Raw genomic sequence first — 13,827 nt, 5'->3', positions numbered from 1 at the left:
CTGCCGGATTTCATGTCACCTCGATGCTGCGGACCACCCATTGCCGGATCTGCAAGGCGGCAGGCGCGCCGCTGCAGTCCTTTACCGCCAGTGCCTGGCAACGCTGCTGGTCCGGTACTGGGCAGCCCTGTCAACCATACCACTTGCCATCGACGATCCTGGCGCGAGCATTTTGGAAAGCATTGCATGAAACCGGCTCGATATCAAGTCGCCGTGTTTGCTTTTTGGCGGCATCTCCCCCGAACCAGGGTGCGATGAGCGTTTCGCCGTAAGCGACACATTGCAACGAACTTCCCGATCTATCAATGTTTGATTCGAATATTGGGATGTTCCCTGAGTCTATGTATCTTTTGTTTGGAGGCGATAGCGAATATGGCTCCCAGTTTTTGCCGAAATTCTGCCAAAAGAGATAAAAACTAACGATCCTTGATCGGATAACGGTCGTTCGCCGGCATGCCGCAGCGAATCCGGTGGGGCAGTGCGTAGGCAAGGCTATCCGACAATGCACTTCATAAATTCGTCCACGACCTTGGGATCGAAGTCCTTACCAGAGAGAGACTGGATATACTCCATCGTTCTTTCCTCCGACCATGCCGGGCGATACGGACGATCCGAACGCAGGGCGTCCCACACATCCACAACCGAAAAGATCCTGGCGGCGATCGGGATCTGCGTTCCCTTGAGGCCTCGCGGGTATCCGGTGCCGTCCCACTTTTCGTGATGGCAGTACGGCACGTCGAGGGCAGGCCGCAGGTACTCGATGGCGGAGAGCATGTCAAAGGCGATCTGAGGATGTTGCCGCATGATAGCCCATTCGTCATCGGTCAATTTGTCCGGCTTCAGAAGTACCTGATCCGGAACCCCGAGTTTCCCCATGTCGTGCAGCAGGGCTCCCCGCCGCAGGTGAACGAGCTGGTCTTCGCTCATTCTCATTGCCCGCCCAAGCCGCAGTGAAAGCTCTGTAACCCGTTGCGTGTGCCCCTCAGTCTCCTTGTCACGCATATCCATGGCGCGTGACCACCCCTCGATCGTCGCTTCGTACGCAAGCGACAAATCGGCGTTGGTGCGCTGCAACTGCTCGAATATTTGAGAGTTATCGATGGCAACTGCTGCCTGTCTCCCGGCAGTCTCCAGAAATCGAAACCATCCGTCGTCGGGGGTAAGAGGATCGCGGTGAAAGACCTCCAACACGCCTTTCAGTTGTCCCTTGGCGATCAACGGCACACCGACATAGGCCGTGAACCCTTCTCCCGACAGCAGGCGGGCACGCATGAAGTCTTCTCCCGCCTCTGTGAGGTTGGGCACGTAGAGCCGCTGGCGTTCAAGTGCGACACGTCCCGCATAACCTTCCCCCAGTTTGACGCGCCACGACTTGAGGCTATCGGTAAGAAACCCCTGCCCACAGGCGAAGTCAAGCGTATTCCCGGCAAGCTTCAGGAGGAGAATGTCGGCGGCGGACACTCCCAGGTGGCGAACAACCGCCTGCGCCAGGATGTTCAGCGTCAGCGTCACATCCAAAGTGCTCGCAATCGACACCTCGATTTCATGCAGGGATTCCATTTGTTTCAACTGCACCTGCATGCGCTCTTCCATGCGCTTGCGCCCTGTTATGTCTCTTCCGACACCCAGAAATCGCACCGCTTTTCCATTCTGGTCCCGCAAGGCGCGTCCCAATGCCAGGTGCCAGTGAATATCGCCGTTAGGCAAGAAAATGCGGAACTCGCACTCATAGCGCAGATCCTCCCGGATGGAGTGTTCGATGCGTTGCCGGATGATGTCGTGGTCGTCTGGATGAACGCGTTCGAAAAACTGCGATCCATTACGAGGGAGTTCCTCCGGCGTCAGTCCATACAAGCGGCCGTATCCCTCCGACCATGTCAAGTTATGCTCCTGGGTAGTGAGGTCGACTTCCCAAGTTCCTATCCCCGCTGCGGCCAAGGCAAGCTTGAGAGTTTCCTGGGTCCGGAGGAGTTCCGCTTCCGCCCGCTGCCTTTCGGTGATGTCATGAGCCAGAACCAATTCTGCCCGGCGTTCGTCGAACGTTATCGTATGGGATGCAATCTCGACATGGATCAGGCTGCCGTCTTTCTTCAAATGCTTCCAGATTCCCGCGCGATCCAGTCCGCTTGTAACAGCGGCGATGTTCTTTTGAAGACGTTCCCAATCCTCGGGTGGACGGATGTCCAAGATTGTCATCGCCATAAACTCTTCGCGGGAATACCCGTACTGGTCTATGGCAGCTTCGTTTACCGCAAGAAAACGCAGAGTCTCTATGTCGTAGACCCACATGGGGACAGGATTGTCGTCGTAGAGATGGCGATAGCGGGCTTCGCTGGCGTGGAGTTGTTCAACCACTACTTCCTGTCGGGCCAGATAACGATGGACCAGCACGTAGATGAGGAGTGATGTAACAAGGACAAAAATCAAGCCCTTATAGGTCTGTATGGCCGAGAGATGGGGTATCTGGTCAACGATGTCGGTAATCACGTTGTCAGAAGTTACAACCCATAATGCACTGACTCCGAAGTAGATGGCGGCAATTCGAAGGGCATAGCGCCACGCACGGCGCTTCATGCCAGGGATCTGCGGCAAGTCTTCCATGATGTGTCCCTCCATGGCATTCTCCAGCGGTCAGCGTCTAGCATGCTGTACATGCGCTGTTTGCCAGGATCGCTGAATTACAGTGTTGCTTCAGTACCTTTTCCTCTTCTCCATCTCCACGCCGGCTGTTCTTTGGATAACCTGTGTTTGTTGAAAAAACATTGATTGTTAACGATTTTGTCGTTCGCAACTGATAACTTTGAAATTTTTAGTTGAAGGGAAACCAATATTAGAAAAATGCAAACTGCCATCCTCCTCTACCCAACAATAGAGTTTATCCAATCTTTGAACTGGTCTGGTGTTCATCTCATATGAGGAGTGTTGGACAAGATTGTTTGTGTGATAGTTTTCATTAAATCTCGATATATTTTTAGTTTTTGACTCACTATTATTATTTGTTATATTCTTCTTTTGATATTCTTTGTTTACGATAAATTTTCTAGTGTTCTGATCTGTATTTCCATGAATTGCTAATCTAATTCTCCTGATACCTTCAGAAACAGTGATGTTTTGAATTTTATGAAAATAGAAATAGATGCCACCGTCAATAATTGCAGAAATAAGAAGAAATCTCCAGACAACAGCCCATACCGGGTTTTCTGTTTTTTTGTTTCTTGATTTCTTATAGTCTTTACGGTCTATCTCTATTTGCATGATCAGATCATAAAATTCATAATGTTGGTCTCACCGGACCCGTGCTGTATGCGGGGGCCGCTGAATTCCAGTGTTGCCTCAATACCTCTTCCTTTTCTCCACTACCACCCCCGACTATTCTTTAAACGATTCCAGCAATGTTGCGGATCGGGTAGCGTTAGTTGAGTTATGTGCCTCGCCGAGTCCGGTGGATCGCAGGGTTAACCGTCGTGGGTTAGACCCACTGGTTTTTATAGATTGTTCTGCGCAAAGCACGCACAGCGAAGATCGCTATTTCTTCAAGCTCACCTTCAATCATATCGGAGTGCTCAGGCAGTTCTTCATCCTCCCAAGGGTTATCAACATGAACCCACTTGTTTCGATACTTTCGGAGGGCATGAAGATCTGCCTTTAAGTTGGCATCAATTTCTGCTTGGTCAATTAGCTCCGCCAAGCGTTCCTTTCTGGTTATGGAATACTCTGATCGGAGATACGTCTCGATTCCCGAAACGGCAGTAAGTATTGCGGCTAAATATCCCCCGGCGGCGAATGCCATGTCTACGTCTCGAACGATGAAAGTGCACCATTCCGGGAGGAGGACTCCTCTCTTGAGAAGTTCATCATCTAGAGCTACGAGATGCGTCCAGCGTTCGTCCTCAGTCATGATGCTTAACAAGGCAAGTCATAGTTCTCGCATAGCACTCCATCCTGCTGTCTCCCAACTTCCAGTTCCAGCATTCCTGCGTGCCAGCGGACGAACCATCATCTGTACTGCTTCTGTTTGCCAACAACGACGCCGACAATTTTCACCGGTTGCCCTGTGATGTCTTTGATCGGGTAGCGGTCGTTCGCCGGCTTGAGCAATACGCTCGCGCCGTCGCGGATGAGCTGCTTGAAAGTCGCGTCTTCTCTATTCCTGGCGATGACATAATCCCCGCTGACAGGCTCAAGGCCCGGGTCGATGATGATGATGTCCCCCTTGGTGAATTCGGGCTGCATCGAATGACCGACCACGGTGAGGACGAAGGCGTTCGGGTGATTTGTCTCGAATGTCTGCACCCACTGCTCGGCGTACCCGGGCGGATATGGGTCGTCTACCTCGTGCCAGTCTCCGGCCTGCACCCATGAGATCACCGGGACCATTTTGCAGCAGTTTTCGGCCCAAAAAAAGCCCGGCCGACGTTCGGCGGTTCGGGCGGGGTAGAGATTGCCGAGCCGTTGACCTTCAGACCGAATCTTGGGGGGAATGTTGGGTGTTTTATAGTCACTTGGCGCGTACTTTGTCAATGCGAGTCAATTGCAGGCAGATTGCAAAAACCCACAAAAAAAGGGTTTAACAGCCGGTTATGACTGTTAAACCCTTTATTTTCAGCTGGTCGGGATGAGAGGATTTGAACCTCCGGCCCCCTGAACCCCATTCAGGTGCGCTACCAGACTGCGCTACATCCCGTTATTGTGACGCTCTATGTAACATGAGTTGTAGAGGCTGTCAACAGAAGGTATGGCAGGGAGAATCAACGGTCTTTGCCCTGCAGGAGCAGTTGCAGGGCCCGAAGTTCTCTCTTTATTCGGTCGAGGGTGGCGGGCACACCGTTTGGATCGGGATGCCGGGCCGGGGGCTTGACGGGATGTTCATGAAGACTTTCATCGTGCGGGACACCTTCGTCCGAGAGGAATTTCCTGGCTCCGGCGATGGTGTACCTTTGTTCATGCAGGAGTTCTTTGAGTTTGAGGATCAGTTCGACATCGGTTCGGCGGTAGAGTCGCTGTTTGGAGTTGGCACGTTTGGGACGAATCGCGCTGAATTCACTTTCCCAGTAGCGAAGGACATGGGGGGGAACACCCGCCAGCTTGCTCACTTCGCCGATCTTAAAATAGAGCTTGTCTGGGATCTCCACGTTCATGCGCCAGCCGAACTCCTTGTAAGATTTGCAGGAAACAGCTATCTGTTGATCTCTTCCCGCAACTGTCTGCTTGGTCTGAAACCGACGGTCCGCCGTTTCTTGATCGTGATTGCCTCACCGGTGCGCGGATTTCTCCCGTTCCGCGGCGATTTGCTGCGCACCGAAAATGTGCCGAAGTGCACGATCTTGATCGGTTCTCCCTCAAGGAGTGTCTTCTTCATGGAATCGAAGACGCAATCGACAATATCGGCGCAGTTGCTCTGGGAAAAGCCGAGGCGTTCAGCAATGGCCTCGGCCAGTTCTCTTCGGGTCAGGTTGGATGAATTCATATCAGGCATCCCGCAAACTCGCTCCAAATTTCTCTGTCAGCAAGTCTACTATTTTTCTGTTGGATTTTTCAACATTCTTTTCTGTCAGTGTCTTGGTCGATGAACGGTAGGTGACCGAAATCGCCACGCTCTTGTAGCCCTTTTGGATGGTTTTTCCCTGGTAGACATCGAAGATGGTGACGTCCTCGATCAGGGCATCGCGGCTGGTGCGTATCGCATTGACCAGGTCGCCTGCGGCGATGGAGCCGGGGATGACGAGGGCGATATCGCGTTTGACGGAGGGGTAGACCGGCAACGCGGTGAACGACTTCGGGGCGGCGACGAGATTGCACAGGGCATCGAAATCGAGATCGAAGTAGAAGACGTCCAGTTTGATGTCGAAACTGCGCAGGATTTCCGGCCGGATCCGGCCGAGGCTGCCGAGGACGGTCTCGGCGTGGCGGACCTGCAGGGTCTCGCCGGGAACGACAAAGGGTTCCCTGCCGTCTGGTCCCGGAAGTTGAAAATCGATGCGGGTCGGCCCAGCCGGCAGGTTGAGCCGCATCTGGCCAAGGATGAATTCCACCGCCCCTTTGGCGTCGAGAAAATCAACCTTATTCTCCTTGAAATGCAGCGGCGAGGCATAACCGTGACGATTGCCGCAGAGGATGCCGGCCAGCCGGTTCCTCTCTATCGGCTGGGTGGCTGCACCGATGTCGGTAAAGACCTTGCCGAGTTCGAAGAGCTTGACTTCCGTCTTCTGGAAGCGGATGTTACGATCGACATTTTCGAGCAGGCCCGGCAGGAGCGATGTCCGTAAAACTCCCTGCTCCTCGCTGAGCGGGTTGAGCAGCCGGACGGTGTGACGGCGGTCGTCGTCTGATGCCAGTTGTAGCAGATCGAGGTATTTATCGTTGGAAAAACTGTAGTTGATCGCCTCGCTGAACCCGATACCGGTCAAGAGTCTGGTGATGGTGGTCCTCTTGATCCTTCCCTGGTCCTGTTCCGGATAACTGAGGCTTACCTGGGGCAGTGTCACTGGAATGTTGCCGTAGCCATGGAGGCGGGCCACCTCTTCGATCAGATCGGCCTCCCGGTCGATGTCGACTCTGTAGGTCGGGATCCTGACCCATAAGGTATCGTCGTCTTTTGGCTTGCAGAGAAAACCGATCGATTGGAGGAGAGTGGTGATCGTCGCGGCATGAAGATCGATGCCGAGGAGGGAACAGGTGCGGGAGACCCGCAGGGTCAGGGTTTTCATCGGCAGTCTGCCCAAATAGACATCCCGCCCGGCATCCTCCGCCGTGCCGTCGGCGAGTTCGGACAACAGCTGTACCGCCCGGTCCATGGCGTTGCACACGCCATCCGGATCGACGCCGCGTTCGAAACGGTAGGAGGCGTCGGTGGCAAGGCCGAGTCTGCGGGCGGTCTTACGGATCGAGACCGGGTTGAAGCAGGCGCTCTCCAGCAGGACGGTGGTCGTGTCTTCGGTGACCTCGGAGTTCATGCCGCCCATGATGCCGGCCAGGGCTACCGGTCGGTCGCCGTCGCAGATCAGGAGCATCTCGGGGCTGAGTTTGCGCTCGACCCCGTCGAGAGTGGTGAACGTCGTCTCCCCGTCCTTCGGGGAACGGACGATGATCTTTCCCCCTTTGAGGTTGTCGAAATCGAAGGCATGCAGGGGCTGTCCGTACTCCATCATCACGAAGTTGGTGATGTCGACAACGTTGTTGATCGGGCGGAGGCCGATGGAGGTCAGCCGGTTGCGCAGCCACATCGGTGATGGGCCGATCTTGATCCCGGTGACCAGGCGGGCGGCGTAACGGGGACAGAGTTCGGACGATTCGACATCGACTGAAAAGCTCCTGCTGGTGTGATCGACTCTGGCGCCTTCGACCGGCAGACGCAGCGGGCGCTGGAGTTTGCCGGCGATTTCGCGGGCGATGCCGATGACCGAGGCGCAGTCGGGCCGGTTCGGGGTCAGATCGACCTCGATCATCGTATCCTCGAGGCCCAGAGCGGTGATGAAGGACTGGCCATGGGCAGTGCCTTCCGGCAGTTCCATGATCCCGGTATGGGAGTCGCTCAGCGCCAGTTCACGTTCGGAACAGAGCATGCCGCAGGACTCAACCCCGCGGACCTTGGACTTCTTGATTTTCATCTCTCCGGGCAAGGTCGTGCCGGGCAGGGCGACGACGGTGTTGAGCCCGGAGCGGGCATTGGGAGCGCCGCAGACGATCTGCAGGATCTCGTCGCCGACGGCCACCTCGCAGAGGGTCAGTTTGTCGGCATCCGGGTGGGGTTGCGCCGAGATGATCCTGGCGGTCTTCAGCGGAGCCAGCTCCTGATGCAGCGGGCTGACGGCATCGACTTCCAGTCCCAGCATGGTCAGGTATTCGGCCAGCTGATCGGCGGTGTGCCCATCGGTGTCTACATAGTGATTCAACCAGTCAAGCGTGAACTTCATGGCAGTTGTCGTGTGATGATAAAGGCTCGTTAGAACTGAGACAGGAATCGTTGATCGTTTTCGTAGTACAGACGGATGTCGTCGATACCGTACTTGAGCATGGCGATCCGCTCGACTCCGAGACCAAAGGCGAAGCCGCTGTAGACCTCCGGGTCATAACCCACCATCCGGAAGACTTCAGGATCGATCATGCCGGAGCCGAGAATCTCGAGCCAGCCGGTTTTCTTACACACCCGGCATCCTTCGCCGCCGCAGATGACGCAGGCGATATCGACTTCGGCGCTCGGTTCGGTGAAGGGGAAGAAACTGGGGCGGAAACGCAGCGGCAGATCCCGCTCGAACATTTTCTGCGTGAAGACCGTCAACACTCCTTTGAGGTCGGCGAAGGAGACCTGCTTGTCAACGAGAAAACCTTCGACCTGGTGGAACATCGGGGTGTGGGTGATGTCCGAATCGCAGCGATAGACCTTGCCCGGGGCGATGACCCGCAGCGGCGGCTGGCGGGTTTCCATGATGCGGGCCTGCATCGGCGAGGTGTGGGTGCGCAGCAGGATCGAGTCGCTGACGTAGAAGGTGTCGTGCATGTCCCTGGCCGGGTGGTGAGCCGGGATGTTCAGGGCCTCGAAGTTGTAGTAATCCTGTTCGACATCCGGTCCTTCGGCGACCGAGAACCCGAGATTTTCGAAGATCGCGCAGATCTCCTGCATGATCTGGGTGACGGGATGGAGGCGGCCGATTTCAGCTACCCTGCCGGGCAGACTGAGGTCAGGCTGCGCCTCGGTCTCATCGGCGGTCGAAGTGGATTGCCGGATTGCCTCCTGGCGCTGCTCGTAGAGCCGTTCGATTTCCTTCTTGATGGTATTGGCCAGTTGGCCAAGGCGCGGACGGTCCTCGTCGGACGCCGACCCGAGCTGGCGCAGGATCGTGCTGAACCGGCTTTTACGGCCGAGGAACCGGATGCGGAAATCTTCCAGTTGGCTGTTGGCGGTAATGGCGGCAAGCTCTTGCCGTGCTTCCCGTTCCAGGTTCTGTAACTCGTGTTCCATAGATAGTTATCAGGTGAGATGCTCAATGAAACAGCATGCCGGCGGCAGTTTCATCGAAACCACCGCCGGCATGCGCGAAAATACAGGAATAGCGGGAAGTAGATCAGGCGTTTGCTTCTTTTGCCAGCCGAACCAACTTCGAGAAGGACTCGGCATCGAGGATGGCCATATTGGAAAGGACCTTCCTGTCGAGTTCGATTCCGGCCTTTTTCAGGCCGCCCATGAATCTGCTGTAGCTGATATCGTTCATGTCGGCGCCGGCATTGATCCGGGCTATCCACAGCCGGCGGAAATCGCGCTTTTTGGCGCGGCGATCCCGGAATGCATAGTTGAGGGCGCGATCGACGGCCTCGGCGGCGGAACGGAACAGACGCGATCGTGCGCCATAGTAACCTTTCGCCAGTTTCAATACCCGGTTTCTTCTCCTGCGTGCCTTGAATCCTCGTGTTACGCGTGGCATTGTCGTACTCCTTTATTCCTTGCCCGAATGCTCATTGCCGGGCCTTATGGGCTTATGATCCCTGTCTCCAGGCTGGATCGATACCCGATATCACAGATATGGCAGGATCTTCCTGACTGATTTGAGGTTGGCGGAGTCGACAAGATCGCTCTTGCGCAGGCCGCGTTTCCTCTTGGTCGATTTCTTGGTCAGTATATGGCTGGAAAACGCCTTGTTGCGTTTGATCGCTCCGGTGCCGGTAGCTTTGAAACGCTTGGCGGCGCCTCGTTTTGTTTTCATTTTTGGCATGACACAACTCCTTTATGCTTCTTATACAGTGCTGTTGAACCGCTCTGCCGGTCCCTGGCGGATGACAGGGCAATCCAGCAACAATTATGATGAAACTCAAAAAACTATATAGTCTTCAACGGGGGCTGAAAAATATATTTCGTACTCTATTTTGGACCTACGAACATGACGAGTTGCCGGCCTTCCATCTTCGGCGGTTGAAGAATGATAGCGTCCTCTTCGAGGGTCTCCATGATCTTGTTCATCGCTTCGAGACCGAGCGTCTGGGCGTAGACGATCTCACGACCCCGAAACCGCATGGTCAGTTTGACCTTGTTCTTCTGGCTGAGGAACTTTTTGATGTGGCCGATCTTGAAATTGAGATCGTGTTCCTCGGTCTTGGGGCGGAACTTGATTTCTTTCGTTTCAATGACAGTTTGTTTTTTCTTCGCTTCCTGCTGTTTTTTCTTCTGCTCGTAGCGGAATTTGTCGTAGTTCATTATCCGGCAGACCGGAGGATCGGCGTTCGCCGACATCTCGACCAGATCGAGGCCCTCGTTGTAGGCCATCTGCCGTGCCTCTTCGGCTGTGAATATACCCAACTGGCTGCCGTCGCTGCCGATCAGTCTGACCTTGGCGTAGCGGATGCCGTCGTTCGTTGTTGACTGTTCTTCACGTTGAACCGTCGTCGTCTTTCCCTTTTTGTTAATAGTATTACCTCCTCGATTCTACGAGCATTTACGAATGTTTTTCATCTGGGCCAGCCCTGTTGCCGATGGCGGAAAGCTGGTTCCGGGTTCCTCGTCCGTCTTTCAGATTCCGCGGCCGGCCCGGCACTCCTCGTCGACCTTGCGGGCGAATTCCCCGACTGACATAGCCGGCAGGTTCTTGCCGTCGCGCAGGCGCACGGTAACCGTACCACTTTCCTTTTCCTTGTCGCCCACAATCAGCATGTAGGGGATTTTGGCGAGTTGGGCCTCGCGTATCTTGTAATTCAATTTTTCGTTCCGCACATCCTTCTCGATCCGGACACCGGCCTGGCGCAGCTGTTCGTAGATCTGCTGGCAGTAATCGATCTGATCGTCGGTGATGTTGAGAATACGGGCCTGGACCGGGGCAAACCAGAGGGGGAAGACTCCGGCGTAATGCTCGATAAGGACACCGATGAAACGCTCGAGCGAGCCCATCAGGGCCCGGTGGATCATGATCGGCTGGTGTTCGGCATTGTCGGCGCCGGTGTAGGTCATCTCGAAGCGTTCCGGCAGGTTGAAGTCGACCTGGATCGTTGAACACTGCCAGGCCCGGCCGAGCACATCCTTGATCTTGATGTCGATTTTCGGTCCGTAGAATACACCTTCACCGGGATCGATCATGAAGTCCAGTCCCTTTTTCTCCAGGGCCAGTTTCAGCGCTTCCGTCGCCCGCGACCAGTTCTCGTCGCTGCCGACATATTTCTCCGGCCGGGTCGAGAGATAGATATCGTAGTCGGAAAACCCGAAGGTCTGCAGAATGTGGAGATTGAGGTTGAGGATATTGAAGATCTCCTCTTCCAACTGGTCCGGCCGGCAGAATATGTGGGCGTCGTCCTGGGTGAAGCCGCGGACCCGCAGCAGTCCGTGCAGGGCCCCGGCCCGTTCGTAGCGGTAGACCGTTCCCAGTTCGCACCAGCGCAGCGGGAATTCACGATAGCTGCGTTTGCGGGTGTTGTAGACGCCGATGTGGAACGGGCAGTTCATCGGCTTGAGCTGGTACTTGATCTCGTCGATGTCCATCGGCGAGTACATGTTCTCGCTGTAGAAATCGAGGTGCCCCGATGTCTTCCACAGGTCCTGGCGGGCGATGTGTGGGGTGTACAGCAATTCGTAGTCGTGCCGGTAATGCTCGTCCTTCCAGTAATCTTCGATCAGGCGGCGCAACTGGGCGCCTTTGGGCTGCCAGAGGATGAGGCCGGGGCCGATATGATCCTGGGTGGTGAACAGTTCGAGTTCGCGGCCAAGCTTGCGATGATCGCGCTTTTTCGCCTCCTCCAGATCGTGGAGGTATTTGTTCAGGGCCTTCGGGTCAAAAAAGGCGGTGCCGTAGATGCGCTGGAGAACGTCGTTGTTTTCGTCCCCGCGCCAGTAGGCTCCGGCCACCCGCAACAGCTTGAAGACCTTGACAAAGGAGGTGTCGGGAAGGTGCGGTCCGCGGCAGAGATCGGTAAACTCGCCGATCCGGTACAGGGAAACGGTGTCCGCTTCGAGATCCCTGATCAATTCGACCTTGTACTTCTCATCCTGCCGTTCAAACAGCGCGATGGCCTCGTCACTTGCCATTTCGGTGCGGATAAAGGGCTGGGAGGCATCGGCGATCTCCTGCATCCGCTGCTCGATCCGTTCGAAATCTTCTGGACTGAAGGGGGTGTCCCGCAGGAAATCGTAATAGAAACCGTTTTCGATCGATGGCCCGATCGCGACCTTGACCTCGGTGCCGAAGACATCGCGCACCGCCTGGGCCATGACATGGGCGGTGCTGTGACGAAGGATGTCGAGACCGTCTTCGGTATCAATGAGAATCGGCTGCAGCGTCGTGTCACTCTCAAGCATCCGGCTCAGGTCGACCGCCTGTCCATTTGCCCTGACGGCGATAGTGCGTTTCTTCTGCTTGTTGGACTGGAGACGGTCGAGTGCTTCGCGTACGGTGATCGGAGCGGGCACACGGATTGTTTCTCCATCCTGCAGGGTGACGGCTATTTCCATCGCTTTTGGTGGTTTCATATAAAAATAAAGGCTAAAGAGCAAACGACCCATTGTCAAGGTCGTTCTTACTTTAGCCTTCTATTTGGTAGGCGCGGAGGGGATTGAACCCACGACATCTACCACGTCAAGGTAGCGCTCTCCCACTGAGCTACGCGCCTATACTGCGTTTGCTGCTTTCTGTTGTTCTCCGAAGCGGTACAAGGTGTTGCCAGTGCTTGACTTTGTCACTTTTCGGAGTCGCGTTGACGAGTGCTGGCATCGCTTCATGGTCACCGCCGGGTTTTTGTATCCAGCGATCAGGGAGATGGACTTGAAGTCCCCACTAGCTTCCAGCATCTGCGTGATTGCGCTGTGTCTTATATCATATGTCCGTAGTCGTCGCAATACTTTTGCGCGTTTTTTTGCAGTCGCTCAGGCCTTGTCTACCGCCTTGATATGTTCGTCGATGCTATGCACGGTATACTCAGGGATTTCAGGCTGGTCCCGGCCCTGTCCATACCGGTTGATGAGGTCCTGTTCAAGGTCCGGGATCAGGGCATTCTTTCGCCTCGCGTTATGGTGCAATATTCAAAAGGCGAAAACACACGGGTCTACTCCAGCTTTTTTTTCAGCCATTTCAAGGGGAAAAGCATCGATACCTGCTGTTGATAGGCGCGATACCTCTCGCCGTGACGGGCGATGATCTTGCGCTCCTCCAGCAGCGTGCCGATCACCAGATAGCAGGACAGGATGACCGCCGCGACAAACTTCGGCAGCGGGTAGACGGGCAACGCCGACCAGATGAGCAGCAGGGAGCCGAGATACCAGGGATGACGAACCAGGCCGAAAACGCCGTTGGCGCTGAAATCGGGAGAATCGGTGAGGAGAAGGGGGGTCTTGCCTGTCCGCAGTTGTTTGAGACCGACAACATACTGGAGGTCGTACTGTTTGGCGCCGCCGCGGAAGAGGAGGAGGGCGCAGACAAGCAGGAGGATGCGGATGACGTTGCCCCAGCCCTGCCAGGCAAAGACCGGCGGCCCTCCGGCCAGACCGGTGACGATTGCCAGCGGCACCAGCGTCAGGAAGGCCAGCGCGTTATAGAGCAGTCGGTAATACCTGGCCACCCCCGGCACCCGGCTCTCGATGGCGCCGATAACGACGGGATCGATCAGCAGGCTGTGCCCGGCACACCAGCCGATCCATAAAAATGACAGCAGTATTAAACTCATTGCCCCTTTCTCAAACTTCCGTCCCTTCGGGTCTCACCGGATTCCGAGTTGCCTGCAGTACAACTGTAGAGCAGCCGCCTCGCGCGCGCAATCTCTCATTGCCTGTGAACCGCTAACGGCCATGAACGTCGGCCCAGTGGTCATATATGGCCACTGGTTGGATATGACCCTGTTTGCGATGTCGATGCTGACGGC

At 55.5% G+C, this 13,827-nt stretch carries 14 protein-coding genes and 2 tRNA genes; 1 reads left to right on the top strand and 15 read right to left on the bottom strand.

Annotation, left to right across the window (positions count from 1 at the left end):
- A partial coding sequence (locus tag HNQ81_RS17380) for a hypothetical protein (protein ID WP_221270881.1) occupies positions 1 to 190 on the top strand: 190 nt, incomplete at its 5' end.
- A 302-nt stretch (positions 191 to 492) separates the two neighbouring features.
- Here the strand turns inward: HNQ81_RS17380 and HNQ81_RS13785 are convergent.
- The 15 genes from HNQ81_RS13785 to HNQ81_RS13715 form a co-directional block, all read right to left on the bottom strand.
- On the bottom strand, positions 493 to 2,616 hold the full coding sequence (locus HNQ81_RS13785; RefSeq protein WP_183351882.1) for an HD domain-containing phosphohydrolase: 2,124 nt from the start codon (positions 2,614 to 2,616) through the stop codon (positions 493 to 495).
- Between the two features lie 153 nt (positions 2,617 to 2,769).
- The gene (locus HNQ81_RS13780) at positions 2,770 to 3,255 is read right to left on the bottom strand and encodes a hypothetical protein (RefSeq protein ID WP_183351881.1); all 486 of its coding nucleotides are present in this window, start codon (positions 3,253 to 3,255) and stop codon (positions 2,770 to 2,772) included.
- A 214-nt stretch (positions 3,256 to 3,469) separates the two neighbouring features.
- Complete coding sequence (locus HNQ81_RS13775; RefSeq protein ID WP_183351880.1) at positions 3,470 to 3,898, bottom strand: hypothetical protein; 429 nt, start codon at positions 3,896 to 3,898, stop codon at positions 3,470 to 3,472.
- Between the two features lie 98 nt (positions 3,899 to 3,996).
- Positions 3,997 to 4,521 (bottom strand): LexA family protein, encoded by a 525-nt coding sequence (locus HNQ81_RS13770; RefSeq protein WP_183351879.1) that lies wholly within the window; start codon positions 4,519 to 4,521, stop codon positions 3,997 to 3,999.
- Between the two features lie 86 nt (positions 4,522 to 4,607).
- Positions 4,608 to 4,684 (bottom strand) — tRNA-Pro (locus HNQ81_RS13765).
- Between the two features lie 64 nt (positions 4,685 to 4,748).
- Positions 4,749 to 5,138, bottom strand: coding sequence for a MerR family transcriptional regulator (locus HNQ81_RS13760; RefSeq protein WP_183351878.1), 390 nt, complete (start codon positions 5,136 to 5,138; stop codon positions 4,749 to 4,751).
- Between the two features lie 38 nt (positions 5,139 to 5,176).
- Positions 5,177 to 5,467 carry an integration host factor subunit alpha gene (locus HNQ81_RS13755; protein WP_183351877.1) on the bottom strand — a complete coding sequence of 97 codons (291 nt, stop codon included), beginning with the start codon at positions 5,465 to 5,467 and terminating at the stop codon, positions 5,177 to 5,179.
- Between the two features lies 1 nt (position 5,468).
- Positions 5,469 to 7,913 carry a phenylalanine--tRNA ligase subunit beta gene (pheT, locus tag HNQ81_RS13750; protein WP_183351876.1) on the bottom strand — a complete coding sequence of 815 codons (2,445 nt, stop codon included), beginning with the start codon at positions 7,911 to 7,913 and terminating at the stop codon, positions 5,469 to 5,471.
- 29 nt (positions 7,914 to 7,942) lie between these two features.
- Positions 7,943 to 8,959, bottom strand: coding sequence for a phenylalanine--tRNA ligase subunit alpha (gene pheS, locus HNQ81_RS13745; RefSeq protein WP_183351875.1), 1,017 nt, complete (start codon positions 8,957 to 8,959; stop codon positions 7,943 to 7,945).
- A 103-nt stretch (positions 8,960 to 9,062) separates the two neighbouring features.
- Positions 9,063 to 9,419 (bottom strand): 50S ribosomal protein L20, encoded by a 357-nt coding sequence (gene rplT / locus HNQ81_RS13740; RefSeq protein ID WP_183351874.1) that lies wholly within the window; start codon positions 9,417 to 9,419, stop codon positions 9,063 to 9,065.
- Positions 9,420 to 9,509: 90 nt separating this feature from the next.
- The gene (gene rpmI / locus HNQ81_RS13735) at positions 9,510 to 9,707 is read right to left on the bottom strand and encodes a 50S ribosomal protein L35 (protein WP_183351873.1); all 198 of its coding nucleotides are present in this window, start codon (positions 9,705 to 9,707) and stop codon (positions 9,510 to 9,512) included.
- A 146-nt stretch (positions 9,708 to 9,853) separates the two neighbouring features.
- Complete coding sequence (infC, locus tag HNQ81_RS13730) at positions 9,854 to 10,396, bottom strand: translation initiation factor IF-3 (RefSeq protein ID WP_183351887.1); 543 nt, start codon at positions 10,394 to 10,396, stop codon at positions 9,854 to 9,856.
- Between the two features lie 102 nt (positions 10,397 to 10,498).
- Positions 10,499 to 12,442: a threonine--tRNA ligase gene (gene thrS / locus HNQ81_RS13725; protein ID WP_240191729.1), complete on the bottom strand. Its 1,944-nt coding sequence runs from the start codon at positions 12,440 to 12,442 to the stop codon at positions 10,499 to 10,501.
- A gap of 65 nt (positions 12,443 to 12,507) precedes the next feature.
- Positions 12,508 to 12,582: transfer RNA gene (locus tag HNQ81_RS13720), tRNA-Val, on the bottom strand.
- A gap of 432 nt (positions 12,583 to 13,014) precedes the next feature.
- Positions 13,015 to 13,632 (bottom strand): methyltransferase family protein, encoded by a 618-nt coding sequence (locus tag HNQ81_RS13715; RefSeq protein ID WP_183351872.1) that lies wholly within the window; start codon positions 13,630 to 13,632, stop codon positions 13,015 to 13,017.
- Positions 13,633 to 13,827 lie beyond the last annotated feature (195 nt).

Origin of the sequence: Desulfoprunum benzoelyticum (assembly GCF_014201505.1) — a bacterium.
Lineage (GTDB): Bacteria > Desulfobacterota > Desulfobulbia > Desulfobulbales > Desulfocapsaceae > Desulfoprunum > Desulfoprunum benzoelyticum.
The sequence above is the reverse complement of the archived record's forward strand: the minus strand, read 5'-3'. Positions and strand labels throughout refer to the sequence as shown.